This window comes from Flavobacterium sp. FlaQc-28 (assembly GCF_044007415.1).
In the GTDB taxonomy this organism is placed as follows: domain Bacteria; phylum Bacteroidota; class Bacteroidia; order Flavobacteriales; family Flavobacteriaceae; genus Flavobacterium.
Genome location: NZ_JBIPCM010000006.1, coordinates 260,809 through 276,238, shown reverse-complemented (window position 1 = coordinate 276,238; position 15,430 = coordinate 260,809). Strand labels below are relative to the sequence as shown.

Below are 15,430 nucleotides of genomic sequence, written 5' to 3'. Positions count from 1 at the left end.
GTGGTTCGATTTAATTATCCTATTTTGTTTTTTTCCCTTTATTAAGCGTAATTTTAATTGTAATTTAAACTTTTGTATTATGTTTCAAGCCTTTAAAAAAATCACTTTTATTCTATTTTTAATTGTTTCTAATGCGTCGAATGCAAATTCGTCAACAGGAACTATTAAAAATAAAATCAATGGTATCAGTAATGAAATAAAAACAGGAGCTGATAATTTCGAAAAATATATTCCTTTATTAAAAGATAAAAAAGTTGGCATTGTTACCAATCAAACTGGTCTTTTATCAAACAAAAAGCACGTTGTAGATTTTCTATTAGAGAAAAAAATAAACATTCAAACCATCTTTGCACCAGAACATGGCTTTAGAGGAACTGCTGATGCGGGAGAACACATAGTTGACGGAAAAGATTCTAAAACGGGATTATCGATAATCTCTCTTTACGGAGACAATAAAAAACCTAAACCAGAACAATTATCTGGAATCGACGTCATGATTTTTGATTTACAAGATGTAGGCGCGCGATTCTACACTTACATTTCTTCTTTACATTATGTAATGGAAGCTTGCGCTGAAAATAATGTTCCGCTTATAATTCTGGATCGACCAAATCCAAATGGCGGTATTGTAGACGGACCTCTTTTAGAAAAAGAGTTTACAAGTTTTGTAGGTATGCACCCTATTCCGCTGCTCCACGGAATGACTATTGGCGAATATGCAAAAATGATCAATGGAGAAAAATGGCTTAAAAATGCAGCGCAATGTAAACTAACTGTAATTCCTTGCGTTAATTATAACAGAAAAATGGATTATAGTTTATTGGCAAAACCATCTCCAAATTTGCCAAACGATCAATCTATAAATTTATATGCAAGTTTGTGTTTGTTTGAAGGGACGAATGTAAGCATGGGACGAGGAACAGAAAAACAATTCCAAATTTACGGCTCGCCTTACTTAGTAAAAACAAACTTCAGTTTTACTCCAAAACCTAATTTTGGAGCCAAAGATCCAGTCTATAATGGTGTAGAATGTTTTGGCGAAGATTTGACTACTTATCCTAAACTAAAACAACTGGAATTGAAATGGCTGCTTAAAGCATATCAAAATACCAGTGATAAAACTAAATTCTTTAATCCTTTTTTCACAAAACTGGCGGGAACTAAGAAATTGCAACAACAAATTGAAAGCGGAATTTCTGAAGATACTATCAGAAAAAGCTGGGGGAAGGACTTAGAAGCCTTCAAAAAAATGAGAATGAAATATCTGATCTACCAATAAATTTTAATGCAGTAAAGAAAAATTAAAAATTAAAAAAAATCAAAAATGTCAAAAGCAAATCCAGATACAGAAAGAGAATCTCTTTACTCAAATTTAGATAAAATGAGTACCAACGAACTGCTTTCAAATATAAATAATGAAGATAAAAAAGTAGCCGCAATTGTTGAAGAACAAATTCCGAACATTGAAAAATTAGTCGACGCAATCGTTACGAAAATGAAACTTGGCGGAAGACTTTTTTATATTGGAGCAGGAACATCAGGGAGAATTGGGGTCTTAGATGCTTCTGAGTGTCCTCCTACTTTTGGAGTTCCAGACAATTGGATTATTGGTATTATCGCCGGCGGAGATTCTGCTATTAGAAAAGCGGTAGAAAATGCCGAAGACGATGTCGATCAAGCATGGAGAGATTTATCTGCTTATGATATTTCTAGTTTAGATGTAGTGATAGGAATTGCTGCTTCTGGAAATACTCCTTACGTTATTGGCGGATTGAAAAAAGCACGTGAAAACAAAATCATAACCGGCAGTATTTCATGCAATAGCGGCAGTTTGATTTCTAAACAAGCAGATCATCCTATTGAACTAATCGTAGGACCGGAATTCTTAACAGGAAGTACTAGAATGAAAGCAGGAACTTCTCAAAAATTAGTCTTAAACATGATTTCAACATCAGTTATGATTAAACTAGGAAGAATTTACGGCAACAAAATGATCGACATGCAGTTGTCTAACAAAAAATTAGTTCAAAGAGGTGTAGAAATGATCGTTGAGGAACTGCAGATTGATGAAAAAACAGCTTCTGATTTATTAAAAAAACACAAAAGCGTAAGAGCGGTTTTATTAGCACAGAATAAAAATCTAGAAATCTAATAACCAAACTATTCAAATCTTTTATAGATTTATACAACTAAAAGTTTAAACCTAAACCTAACAGCTTTTATAGTCTGTTGGGTTTAATCTACAAAGTAGTACTGATTTTTAAACTTTAAGCCTCCCTATTCACAAAACCAAAACCACTAAAACTATAAAATGACACCAAGCACCATCCTCCTTCTTATTATCATTTATTTCGGAACATTATTCTATATCTCGCATAAAGTGAGTAAAAAAGACAGTGGAAATGATGCCTTTTTTACAGCTAATAAAAACTCAAAATGGTACTTAGTTGCTTTTGGAATGATTGGAACTGCTCTGTCAGGAGTAACTTTTATATCAGTTCCCGGAGAAGTTGGAGCAGTAAGCGGTGAGCAGTTTAAATATTTTCAGTTTGTATTGGGGAATGCAATAGGTTTTATAATAATTACAAAATTGTTGTTACCGCTATATTACCGAATGAATTTAACGTCAATTTATGGCTATATCGAGCAAAGAATGGGTGTTTACAGCTACAAAACGGCAGCTTTAATTTTCTTGATAAGCAGAACCGTAAGCTCTGCTTTCAGACTTTATCTGGTTGTAATTGTATTGCAGCGATTTGTATTTGATTTTTATAATATTCCTTTTGCATTTACGGTATTTATCTCATTAATTCTTATTTTTTCGTATACCTATAGAGGCGGTTTAAAAACCATAATTATCACAGATACTTTACAAACATTTTTCTTGGTAACATCAGTTTTTCTTACCATTTATTTTATTTGCGACCGTATGGATTTAAGTGCCATTGGAGCATTTGAAGAAGTTAAAAACAGTAACTACTCTAAAATATTCTTTTTTGATGATTTCATGGGAAGTAAATTCCATTTTATAAAACAAATAATAGGCGGAATGTTTGTGACTATTGCTATGGTTGGATTGGATCAGGATTTAATGCAAAAAAATCTGAGCTGTAAAAATATTGGCGAAGCACAAAAAAATATGTTTACGTTTACAGGAATCTTTGTTATCATTAACATTTTCTTTTTAAGCGTTGGAGCCTTGTTGTATATTTATGCTGATAAAAATGGAATCGCAATTCCAACTGACTTAATCACAGGCAAACCAAGAACTGATTTACTTTTTCCTGAAATTGCACTGAATCATTTAGCTGTTGTTCCCGCAATTGTATTTTTATTAGGTATTATTGCTGCTACTTTTGCAACAACAGATTCAGCTTTGACCGCATTAACGACTTCTTTTTGTGTTGACTTTCTAGGAATGGACAAAGCCGAAAACAACAAAAAAAACACTGTAAGAACAAGACATTTAGTACATATTAGTTTTTCGATATTGATTTTCTTTGTAATCATTATTTTCAATACTATCAATGACAGTTCAGTTGTTGGAATGATATTTAAAGTTGCCTCTTATACTTATGGTCCGCTATTAGGTTTGTATGCTTTTGGATTGTTCCAAAAATCAAGACATGTAAATGATAAATTAGTTCCAGTACTATGTTTACTGTCTCCTTTCTTTACCTATTTAATCAATGAAAATTCGAAATTATTATTTTCAGGATATGTTTTTGATAATGAATTAATAGTGATAAACGGGTTAATAACTTACTTAGGATTATACCTGACAAGTTCACGAAGCAGCGAGAAAATATCTTTTTAAACTATATAAAAAGCAAGCCCAATTTGCTAAATAAAATAAAAGCTCACCCATTGAAAAACATCTTTTAATGGGTAGAAGCTAATTAAAGTCTATTCGTTCAAAACAAAATATATTATGAAAAATTACTTCATAAGAATCAGCCTATACGCCGCATTTCTTTTTTTGATTACCAATTGTGCTTCTAAAAAAAACACTGCAATTACTGCTGTAAAAACAGATATTCCTGTAAAAGATACCGTTGTTTACAAAGCCAAGCCTGTATCTGAGAAAAAAACTTTTTTTAAAGATTCTGATAAAGAAACTGCTTGGGTAGATAGTATTTACAACAAAATGTCGGCAAGAGAAAAAATAGGTCAGTTGTTTATGATTTCGGCCTATTCTAATAGAGATTCCCTGCATACAAAAGAAGTCAGTGCATTAATTCAAGATTATAAAGTAGGCGGATTAATTTTTTTCCAAGGAGGACCTGTTCGTCAGGCAAAATTAACGAACCTGTATCAGTCAAAAGCAAAAGTACCTTTATTTATTGCTATTGACGGTGAATGTGGATTAGGCATGCGTTTAGATTCAACTTATATTTATCCTTGGAATATGACTTTGGGAGCCATTCAGGATTTGAGTTTAATTGAGAATGTGGGACGAAATATGGCCAATGAAAACAAACGTATCGGAATTCATTTCAACTTTGCTCCTGTTCTGGACATTAATACCAATCCAAAAAATCCAATTATTGGCAACCGTTCTTTTGGCGAAGACAAAGTCAATGTAAGCAATAGAGCCATTGCTTTAATGAATGGTGTGCAAGGTCAAGGTGTTTTTTGCACAGGAAAACATTTTCCGGGTCATGGCGATACATCTGTAGATTCGCACAAAGCATTACCTTTAATTGATTTTTCGAAAGAGCGACTTGAATTGGTTGAATTATATCCGTACAAAAAAACCTTCGACGAAGGTTTAGTTTCTGTAATGGTTGCGCATTTAAATATTCCAAGTTTAGAGCCGCAAACTAACATTCCATCTTCTGCTTCTTATAACATTGTAACTAATCTGCTTCAAAAAGAATTAGGCTTCAACGGTTTGATTTTTACTGATGGTTTAGCCATGAAAGGCGCGACTGATTTTAAAGGTCCCGGCGATTTAGAAATAGCTGTTCTTCTTGCTGGAAATGATATTTTTCTTGGTCCTGATAATGTACCCGAAGCTTTTCAGAAATTAGAAGAAGCTTATGCTCAAGGTGTAATTACCGAAGAACGTTTGGCACATTCAGTAAAAAAAATATTGCATTATAAATTTAAAGCGGGATTAAACAAGTACAAACCGATCGATATGAATAATATCAACGGTGATCTTAATCCAATACAAAACGACGCTTTGCATTATAAACTTTACGAAAATGCAATTACGGTTTTGAAAAATGAAAAAGAAATTCTTCCTATCAAAAACCTAGATCAAAAAATAGCGTATGTAAAACTAGGAGATGATGTTAACAGCACTTTTGTAACTACTTTAAAAAAATATACTGAAGTTACAGAAGTATCAAATACTAATATTGACAGTTTAAATCAAGAACTAAAAAATTACGACACGGTAATTATTGGTTTTCATAAACTAAATAAAACTTGGGAAAAGCAGAATTTCACAGATACTGAATTGCTTTGGTTACAAGAAATTGCCAAACACAACAAAGTGATTTTGGATATTTTCACTAAGCCTTATTCGTTGCTGCCTATTACAAGTTTTGATGATATTGAAGGATTAGTTGTTTCGTATCAAAACTCAAATATAAGTCAAGTAGTTTCTGCAGAAATACTATTTGGTGCTGTCGATGCAAAAGGAAAACTGCCTGTATCTATTAATGATTCGTTTAAAGTTAATGATGGATTATCAACCGAAAAAATAAACCGTTTAGGATTTACAACTCCAGAAAATGTGGGAATGAATTCTGCTGTTTTATCTAAAATAGATGCGATTGCCCAAAAAGCAATTGACGGAAAAATGACTCCCGGAATGCAAGTATTGGCTGCCCGAAAAGGAAAAGTTTTTTTTCAGAAATCATACGGTTATCAAACCTATGACAATCAAAAAAAGGTTACCAATTCAGATTTATATGATGTTGCTTCGATTTCGAAAATGATTTCTACGCTGCCAAATGTGATGCAATTGTATGATAAAAACAAAGTAACTTTAGATACCAAACTAAAAGATATGGTTCCGTTTTTTGCCAAAACAAATAAAGAAAACATCATTTTCAAGGATTTGTTAACGCATTACGCAGGACTGCAGGCTTGGATTCCGTTTTACAAAGCAACACTAGACAGTGATGGAAAACCTTCTGCAAAATACTATCGCAAAACAGCTGATTCTAATTTTTCGACAAAAGTTGCAGACAGTCTTTTTATTCGAAATGATTATCATGACACTATCATGAAAATTATTGCAAAAAGCCCAGTAGCTCTTAAAAAAGAATACAAATACAGTGATTTTACTTTTATTATTTTGAAAGAATACTTAGAAAAGAAAACACATAAAAAATTAGAAGATCTAAGTAAAGAAAACTTTTTCAGCACACTTGGCATGAACAATACACTTTACAATCCGCTAAATAAATTTGATAAAAACAGCATCACTCCTACTGAAATTGATACCTACTTTAGACATCAGCTTATTCAGGGATACGTTCATGATATGGCTGCCGCTATGGAAGGCGGAGTTGCTGGTCATGCAGGAATTTTTTCTAATGCTATGGATGTTGCCAAAATGATGCAGCTGTTTTTACAAAAAGGAAATTACGGCGGTAAACACTATTTTTCTGAGCAAACATTTGATGCTTTCAATACTTGCTATTATAAAGACAAAGGAATTCAGAGAGGTTTAGGTTTTGACAAAAGAGTTGGTAAAGGCGGACCAACTTGCAGTTGTGTTTCTGAGGCGAGTTTTGGTCATACTGGATTTACAGGAAACATAGCTTGGGTTGACCCAGAAACAGAAATTGTTTACGTATTTTTATCCAATAGAACTTATCCAGAGGTAGTGAATGATGAGAATAAATTATCTAAAGGAAAAATTAGAGAAGATATTCAAAAGATAATTCAGGAAGCTGTTATCAAATAAGGAACATTTCTATTTAGTTAAACTAAAAAAAAAGATCATGAATGCAAATTTAGAAGCACTGTATGAAATCGCAAAAAAGCCTTCCCGAATTATTGTTGGGTTAATGTCTGGCACCTCTTTAGATGGTTTAGATGTGGCTTTATGCAAAATTACTGGTTCTGGAGAAACTACTGAAGTTCAACTATTAGAATTTGACACAGTCGATTATTCAGAAGAAATAAAATCAGAAATCAGAAGCGTATTTGCAAAACCTACTATTGATTTTCAGAAACTAGTTTTATTGAATGAATGGATCGGGACTCTTCATGCTGATATGATTCTTGATTGTTTAAACCGTTGGAAAATTCCAGCTTCAAAAGTTGATTTAGTAGCGTCGCACGGACAAACCGTTTTTCATGCTCCAAAAATCCTGCACCAGTTAGAAAACTTTACAAATGGTACTTTACAAATTGGCGATGGAGATCATATTGCTGTAAAAACTGGAATCTTAACCATTTCTGATTTTAGACAAAAACATATAGCTGCGGGTGGTGAAGGCGCACCATTAGCCGTTTATGGAGATTATTTTTTATTCAGTAAAAAAAGCGAAAATCGTATTATGCTAAACATGGGCGGTATTGCCAATTTTACGTTTTTACCTTCCAATCATAATCCAGAAGAAGTTTTTGTTACTGATACCGGAACAGGAAACACTTTGATTGATGCTTTGACCAGACTTTCATTCCCTGATAAAGCTTATGATAAAGATGCAGCAATTGCTAAAAAAGGAACTGTAAATCTATCTCTTTTAGAAGCTTTAAAAGCTGACGATTTTTTTCAAGCACCATTTCCAAAAACTACAGGTCCAGAGCTTTTTAGTATTGAATATGTGAGAAATGCTCAAACACAAAGCGGTACAGAAAACATTTCTACTGAAGATTTATTAGCGACTTTAACCCGATTTAGTGCAGAAACGATAGCAGAAGCCATAAATTCGACAATCAGCAATACAACTTATCCAATAGAAAGTTTTACTATTTATATGTCCGGCGGAGGTGCTCATAATCCGTTATTAACAGGCTGGCTGAAAGAATTACTGTCTTGTACTTTTACTAATACTGATTCGCTGGGAATTTCGGGCGATGCAAAAGAAGCAATCTTATTTGCCATTTTAGCCAATGAAACAGTTTCTGGCGGAAACTCTGATTTTGGATCTCGCAAAGGAATTCCATCAGTGTCAATGGGAAAAATTTCTTTTCCATCATAAAAAATACTCTAAAAGTCTACCGTATGAACACAAATATTAAAAACAATTTTGAACACAAATTTCACTAATTGTCACTAATTTTAATAGGTTAATCTTGTTTGTGAAATTAATTTCGCAAACAAATTAGTGACAATTAGTGCAATCCATGTTACTTTTTATAATTGTGTCCACACAGCAGCTTTAAAAGTTCTCTTTTAAACAATAAACCAAACCAAAAACCAACCTAATGACAAAAGAACGTTTAACCTCACTGGATGTATTTAGAGGATTTACCATTTTATTAATGACTATTGTCAATAATCCTGGAAGCTGGGCTTCAATTTATCCGCCTTTAGAACATGCTGAATGGCACGGCTGTACCCCTACTGATTTAGTTTTTCCGTTTTTTGTTTTTATAATGGGAACTGCAATACCTTTTGCAATGCCAACAAAGCATTTTGATGCCGCTGTATTCAATAAAATTTTGGTTCGTTCTCTGCGAATTTTCTGTTTGGGATTATCTTTAAACTTTTTCAGCAGAATCCATTTATTTGATTTAGAAGGAATTCCATTATTACTCGTTCGATTAGCCATAACTTTTGCTGTTGCTTATGCTCTTTTAGGAAACTTTACTTTAAAGGTTAAAACCTATCTTGTTTCTGGAATTTTTGCGTTGATGATTTTTCTAGCTTATAGCAAATTAGAAGCTTTTGAAGATGTTAGAATTCCAGGCGTTCTTCAACGAATTGGAATTGTTTATTTCTTCGCTTCGTTATTGTATTTAAAAACAAATTTAAAATCACAGCTTTTAATTGTTGCTTCGATATTAGTCGGTTATTACATTTTAATGGCTTTTGTTCCCGTTCCCGGAGTTGGCGCTGCTAATTTTGACAAAGGAACTAATCTGGCAGCATGGTTAGATAATTTAGTTTTAAATGGTCATTTATGGAGCGTGTCTAAAACTTGGGATCCTGAAGGAATTTTAAGCACTTTGCCTGCTATTGGCACAGGAATCCTTGGAATGTTTATTGGGCAGATTTTAAACTTACAAATTTCTAAAACTGAAATCATAAAGAAACTTGCCATTTCGGGAATTATTTTGTGGGCTCTTGGTTTACTTTGGAATATTATTTTCCCAATAAATAAATCACTTTGGACAAGTTCATACGTTTTATATACGGCCGGAATTGCAACAATATGCTTAACCTTGCTGTATTATATTATTGATGTAGCCAACTATAAAAAATGGACAAAATTATTCTTGATCTGGGGTGTAAATCCTATGATTGTGTTTTACTTTTCTGGTGTAATTCCGAGAGTAATGAGTTCTATAAAAATGCAAAGCCCAGATTTAACTGGAGAAGAAATCAATCTTCAAACCTTAATATACAAATTTTGGATTGTGCCTTGCTTTGAAAATCCATTGAATTCGTCACTGGCTTACGCAATCTCTTATGCCATTTTCTGGTCCTTGATTTTATGGATTTTCTATAAAAAGAATTTGATTTTTAAGGTATAAAAGTCTTTATTTTTTTTGCCACAAGTTTATTACAAGATTGAAAAAATAATAATACTGCTTTCAGAAATTGCAGAAAAGATATAACAAAATCTATTTTTAAAGATTTAAGTATCATTAAATAAATTCAATTCTCAACTAAATTCCCTTTCAGAGTTTATACCTCTTTACGAACAATAGTAATGAACATTCAATTACAGTAACTTTCGTCGTTGTTAATCAGCGCAGGAACTTGTGCTGCATTTCCTGTAAAATCGAATTGGACTGTTTTGGGGGAGAACAGTTGGGGCAATAAAATTTTCTACGGTTACCACAGCAGTTCCTAACGCTGAAAAATAAGGCAGCAAAAACATCTCAATTTGCTGCATATACGAGGTTTTTCAAATTCGGATATTGCTTCGGCAAAACTACTCTAGAAAGAATTCATACTATAAAAATTGAGGGGGACAAATGGGGGACATTTATATCTAGAAATCTAACAAAATCAATACATTCTGTTTTTAGGTTTAACAGACGATTCTTTTTTGTTATTTTTACGTTCCCAAAAACAAAAACCACAACGAAGAAAAAATGTTTTCAAAGAAAATCTACTGCATCATTTTAGTCTTTTTTGCCTTTCTATTAAAAGCACAAAACGCTCCTATTCAAATTTCTTTTTCCGAAAATGAAATTAAAAATTATGAGGCCGTATTAAATCAGGAAAAATCTTTTGACAAGGATACACTGGCATTAAAAAACTTTTTAAAACCACTGTATCAAAATAAAAACTACAAAGTTTTTTATGAGGCATTACTTGCCAATGGATACAGCACTTTTTATAATACAGTAACTAAAAAAAGTGATTTTCATTATCAGCAGTCGATTAAAATGGCTGCACTTTCAAAAGAACAAAGCATTGAAATTTGGACACAGCTTAATTATGTAAGTTATCTATATCACTACAGAGATTTCATAAAAATGACTCCGCTCCTTCTTAAAGTAATTGATAAGATTGAAAAACTGCCAGCCGAAAAAATAATCTTACCGGGTGAATCCTTCAAAAAAATTGGGTGGATTATGCAAACGCTTGGTGATTATAAAGAGGCGGCATACTATTTAGATCTTGCCAAAAAAAATGCTCCTAAAAAAAGCATCGAATATGCTTCGATAACAAATGCTATTGGCATGAATTATCTGCATACTTCTGATCTTAAAAAAGCGCAATATTATTTTTTACAAACTGCCAAATTAGCGCAGGAAATTCAGGATCAAGTGCGCTATGCTAAAGCTTTGGGAGATCTGGCACTGGTAAAACAAAAACAAGGCGATTTTAAATCGGCAATTTCATTAGTCAAAAAAGATATCGACATCTCAAAAGCTGAAAAAAGCTACCAGAATACGATGTATGCTTTCATTTTACTAGCAGAACTATATTTAGATGACAACGATTTTATTAAAGCAGATCAAGCTTTGAAAGAGGCACAGAATATTGTCTACTCAAAAACCTATTTTGAAAAATCAGAACTTCAAATCATTCAACTTAAATTGAGAATCCTGCAGCACCAAAACAAAACGGATGAAGAATTGGTTTTAAGAAGACGAATGCTTGTTCTTGAAGATTCTCTTAAAAATAAAGATGGCGACATGGCTATCAACAAAGTAAACTGGATGATTCAAAAAGAAAAATTTCAGCAAAATATTAATCGTACTAATGAACAATACAAAAATGAAATTTCGATAAAAAATGTTTATGCTGTTATTATTATCCTTGCTCTTTCCTTATTAATTTTTCTTATTATTAATTTTAAAAAGCATTTAAAAAACAGACAAATTGAATATCGTGAAAAAGTTTTTTCGTTAAAGACAGAGAAAATAAAAAATGAGCAAAAATTATCCGAAGCAAAAGAAAATTTAGATGCGCATGCCGCTCATTTGAAAGAAAAAAACAATCAAATAAAAATTTTAAGATCTGAGATAAATCAAATTAAAAATTCGTCTAACAGCGATTCTGAAAAAGAAAATCTGAGCATTTTACTAGAATCACATTTGATGACGGAGGAAAACTGGAAAAATTTTAAAAGAGAATTTCAAAAAGTTCATCCTGAATTTCATCGTTTACTGGAAGAAGATTTTCCAGAAATTACAGATTCTAATAAACGAATTTTGTTGCTGCAAAAACTAAATTTTAATAATACTGAAATCTCTGAATTATTAGGAATAACGCCTGATGCTGTAAAAAAATCAAAACAACGTCTTAAGAAAAAACTCGGCGATAAATTTAATATTCTTTTTGAGCATATCAGTTCTAAAATCTCATAAACGTATAATCTTAAATGGTATCTAATTTGAAATTCGAATATATCCTAAAAGTAAAAAGAGAACTTAATTTTTAACTGTACCTTTATAAAAAAATACAAAAAACAGAACCTGCGTACAAATTTGCATGAGCTTTTTTTGACCGTCAGAACTTTTTTTACATAACGAACTGATCAATGAAAAAAAGAGAAAAATTAGAAATTATCCGAAAACGTTATCCTTATGCTTTAACTACTATTGATTATATCAATAAAGTAATTGATTATGTTGAAGAAAAACTAGATTTAGAACCTTCGCAAATTATATTAGCAGATAGTATTTGCAGTGATGACGTAAATAGTATTCAATATCCAGCAAGAGCTCTTGAGTTTTTAGGTCCTTTTAAAATGGGTGGTTTAGACGGTTTTCCGTTTACGGGATTAAGCGGTATGGCAGCTTTTGCAAGCCATGTGCCTGATGATGGAGCTGTTTTTATTTATTATGGTCCCCATATTGGTATTTCTAAAGAAGGAGTTGTTGGAAAAATTAACCGTATCGGACAAACTGAAAAGTCTCTTTGCTGTGGAGCGGCAACTGGTGCTCTTAACAAATTAGCAGATAATACCATAAAACTAGGAAATGTAACGGAATTGGATTATCAAATGAATATTATTGAGCAAATTTTATTCAAGCAAAAAGATAAAATTCTAAACTCCGAACTTCCATTGATCGAGGCAACCGAAGTGATCTATCAAGCTATAGACAATCGTATTCAAGAACTGATCGCGGCAACGAAATATAATTGTAAATACATCATTCTTGTTGGCGCAATTTTAATTAACAGCGACAGTGATATTGGTTCGTTTTCGGCGGCAAAAAGATTTGAAATTATCAATTTAAAGACGGGTTTGAGAGAAAACATTATCACGGTTTTAAATCCGGAATAATAAAAATAAACGCTGAACTTGTTTATTGGGCTGAAATAGCTGTTAATGTTATCTAAAATCAATGCGAGTACCGTTTTTTAGAGTTATTTTTATAAAATGAATTGGAAAAATTACATCACTTTTTTTCGACATCTTAAGCAGCTTTTGTTAGTTGTAAGTTTGGTGTATGCTTTTTCTAATTGTCAGATTAAAAAAACTATTCTGCATTTTACTGCTATCGATTCAATCGAATTTTCTCAGAAAAACCAAACTCAATTACCGCAGTTTGGATCTTGCAGCAGTGGTTTAATGCATAAAAATACTTTTGTAAAAAAGGTTATTTCTGCACCACAAATTCCAATTATACCTAGAACACTGTCGTTTTATTCTCCTGTAAATGAGAATACTGTTTTTACTAAAGTTCAAATTCGTCCTGCTTTCGAATTTGGTAAAAAATCTACGACTTATCCACCTATGTTTATCGTATTTAAAAATCTAAAAATTGCACTAAAAGCGAATTCTATTACAGCTTAAAACAATTTTTTATTTTTAAATTTTATACTGCATGATACAGCAAAAGAAATCTTTTGACACTGCTTCTATGGCTACCTTATCGTTACGATTGGTAGTTGGCTGGACTTATTTTTCGGCATTTTGGAGACGTCTTATTTTAGAAAACAAATTAATCCCTGAAGAAGCAGGTTATATTGGCGAGAAATTCAATCATTTTTTACCCAATTCGCTGGGACTAAAACCCATAATCGAATATTTAGTTACGCATCCCGAGGCTTTATGGTATGCAATGGTAACTTTTACTATTGTTGAGGGAATTGTAGGTTTGGCATTAATTCTCGGTTTTTTCACTCGTTTAATGAGTATTGGAATATTCTTATTAGCATTCGGGATTCTACTCGCTTCCGGCTGGATTGGAACAACTTGTTTAGACGAATGGCAAATAGGAATTTTAGGCTTGGCGGCTGGATTTACTTTATTTTTAACCGGCAGTAACTATCTTTCGTTAGATTCTTATTTTATTTCGAGAAAGTTTCCTTTTACTAAAACAAAATGGTTTAAATTTCTGGGTTCTGGACCGCTGAATTTAGTGGCAAACAAGCGGCTTATTTTAGTAACTGCAGCTTTTATTACAGGTCTTACTTTATATACTAATCAATATTTTCATGGAGGCGTTTTTGGAACATTGCACAATAAATCAGTAAAACCAAAACTGGAAATAAGCAATTTTAAAATGCAGAATACAGAAATGAGTTTTGATGTTTATCGAGTTGAAGGTGTTGATGTTTATGGCTCTTTTTTGATTGGTATTTCGCTTCAAGATTCATCTGGAAAATATCTTTTACAATTGCATGGAGCTGATTTAGCAAAATTACCTGCCACAACTATTGACAATCATTATGTTGCCAAAATAAAACCCGGTGCTCACAGCTTGATTATTCCGCTTGGTGCAAAAGCAACAATGCGGCTTCCGATCGATCGTAAAAAGACATCTGACAAAGAGCATTACACGCTGACTTTAACTGACATAAGCGGTCTAACTTGGAGTGCTAGTATTTAGTATTTATAAAAAAAGCTGTCCGAAATTATATTTCGGACAGCTTTTAAAAATAATATATTCTATAATTGATATTACGCTTTATAAAGCATGCTTGTAGCACCTAATAAAGCTGCTTTCTCATTATCTGTAGAAATTGAAACTTCAATTTCACTTCCAGCTTCTTTAATTTTTTGATTGAAAACAGGTAAAAAGAATTCGCTTGCATTTGCAATTTTTCCTCCAATGATAAAGCTGTCGGCACCAAATTTTTCTAACCACGGAAGAACGATTTCTGCCAAGTCTTGTCCCATTTGTTCAAATACTTTTACAGCCATTTCGTCACCGTTTTCCGCTAAATTAAAAAGCTCTAAACCATTGTTTACTTTTTTTCCGCTTAAAGCGAAATAACCAGCCAAAAGTCCGCGAACTGAAACGTAATCCTCAGCAATACCTTCTTTGTATGGAAGATCGTAAATTTCGCCCTCTTTTGGTACTGAATTACCTGTGCTGATTGATTCTCCTTTGTCTATAAAACAAGCGCCAAGTCCTGTGCCAAGTGTAATCGCCATTACTTTTTTAGAAAGATTTTCGGAGTCTTTAAAAACTTCTCCTTTTCCAAAACAAACAGCATCATTTTCAAAAAGAATCGGAAAATCGCTAGAAAGATCTAGTTTGTCCTGAAACAAATCACGTACATTCAACCCATAAAAATGTTCGTACTTAGATTGGTCTTTTATCCAGCAAATTCCGTTTGTATAATCAAATGGTCCCGGCATACAAACTGCTAATCCTGAAGTTTTTTCTACTTTAGAATTTTTGAATGATGTTCGTATTGCTTTTTCCCAAATAGTCATAACTTCTTCCACCGGCATATTAGAATCAAAAGACTCTTTGTGCAGTGAAAAATCCATCACCTTCATATCTACTATATCAATTATCGCTGCGGTGATATGTGTGCCTCCTATATCTAAGCCAACGGCATACTCTTTATTCATTCTTGTTTTTTTAT

Annotated in this window: 11 protein-coding genes and 1 pseudogene; 11 read left to right on the top strand and 1 reads right to left on the bottom strand. The window is 32.6% G+C overall.

Annotation, left to right across the window (positions count from 1 at the left end; genetic code table 11):
- Positions 1–79 precede the first annotated feature (79 nt).
- The 11 genes and pseudogenes from ACHRVL_RS16800 to ACHRVL_RS16750 all read left to right on the top strand — a co-directional run bounded on the left by ACHRVL_RS16800 (position 80) and on the right by ACHRVL_RS16750 (position 14,442).
- Positions 80–1,279, top strand: a complete 1,200-nt coding sequence (locus tag ACHRVL_RS16800; protein ID WP_395414635.1) for an exo-beta-N-acetylmuramidase NamZ domain-containing protein — start codon at positions 80–82, stop codon at positions 1,277–1,279.
- Between the two features lie 45 nt (positions 1,280–1,324).
- Positions 1,325–2,152 (top strand): N-acetylmuramic acid 6-phosphate etherase, encoded by an 828-nt coding sequence (gene murQ, locus ACHRVL_RS16795; RefSeq protein ID WP_089053075.1) that lies wholly within the window; start codon positions 1,325–1,327, stop codon positions 2,150–2,152.
- Positions 2,153–2,311: 159 nt separating this feature from the next.
- On the top strand, positions 2,312–3,817 hold the full coding sequence (locus ACHRVL_RS16790; protein WP_089053074.1) for a sodium:solute symporter: 1,506 nt from the start codon (positions 2,312–2,314) through the stop codon (positions 3,815–3,817).
- Positions 3,818–3,931: 114 nt separating this feature from the next.
- Positions 3,932–6,928: a glycoside hydrolase family 3 N-terminal domain-containing protein gene (locus tag ACHRVL_RS16785; RefSeq protein WP_395414632.1), complete on the top strand. Its 2,997-nt coding sequence runs from the start codon at positions 3,932–3,934 to the stop codon at positions 6,926–6,928.
- A 37-nt stretch (positions 6,929–6,965) separates the two neighbouring features.
- Positions 6,966–8,174, top strand: coding sequence for an anhydro-N-acetylmuramic acid kinase (locus ACHRVL_RS16780; protein WP_395414630.1), 1,209 nt, complete (start codon positions 6,966–6,968; stop codon positions 8,172–8,174).
- Between the two features lie 226 nt (positions 8,175–8,400).
- Positions 8,401–9,672, top strand: coding sequence for an acyltransferase family protein (locus ACHRVL_RS16775; RefSeq protein ID WP_395414628.1), 1,272 nt, complete (start codon positions 8,401–8,403; stop codon positions 9,670–9,672).
- 11 nt (positions 9,673–9,683) lie between these two features.
- Positions 9,684–9,794, top strand: a pseudogene (locus ACHRVL_RS16770) (class D beta-lactamase); the annotation flags it as partial.
- Positions 9,795–10,239: 445 nt separating this feature from the next.
- Positions 10,240–11,967 (top strand): tetratricopeptide repeat protein, encoded by a 1,728-nt coding sequence (locus tag ACHRVL_RS16765; protein WP_395414626.1) that lies wholly within the window; start codon positions 10,240–10,242, stop codon positions 11,965–11,967.
- A gap of 173 nt (positions 11,968–12,140) precedes the next feature.
- The gene (locus ACHRVL_RS16760; RefSeq protein WP_395414624.1) at positions 12,141–12,890 is read left to right on the top strand and encodes a hypothetical protein; all 750 of its coding nucleotides are present in this window, start codon (positions 12,141–12,143) and stop codon (positions 12,888–12,890) included.
- A gap of 96 nt (positions 12,891–12,986) precedes the next feature.
- On the top strand, positions 12,987–13,403 hold the full coding sequence (locus ACHRVL_RS16755; RefSeq protein WP_395414622.1) for a hypothetical protein: 417 nt from the start codon (positions 12,987–12,989) through the stop codon (positions 13,401–13,403).
- Between the two features lie 31 nt (positions 13,404–13,434).
- The gene (locus tag ACHRVL_RS16750) at positions 13,435–14,442 is read left to right on the top strand and encodes a TQO small subunit DoxD (protein WP_395414620.1); all 1,008 of its coding nucleotides are present in this window, start codon (positions 13,435–13,437) and stop codon (positions 14,440–14,442) included.
- 71 nt (positions 14,443–14,513) lie between these two features.
- On the opposite strand, the gene ACHRVL_RS16745 is transcribed toward ACHRVL_RS16750, so the two are convergent.
- Positions 14,514–15,416: an ROK family protein gene (locus ACHRVL_RS16745; RefSeq protein WP_395414618.1), complete on the bottom strand. Its 903-nt coding sequence runs from the start codon at positions 15,414–15,416 to the stop codon at positions 14,514–14,516.
- Positions 15,417–15,430 lie beyond the last annotated feature (14 nt).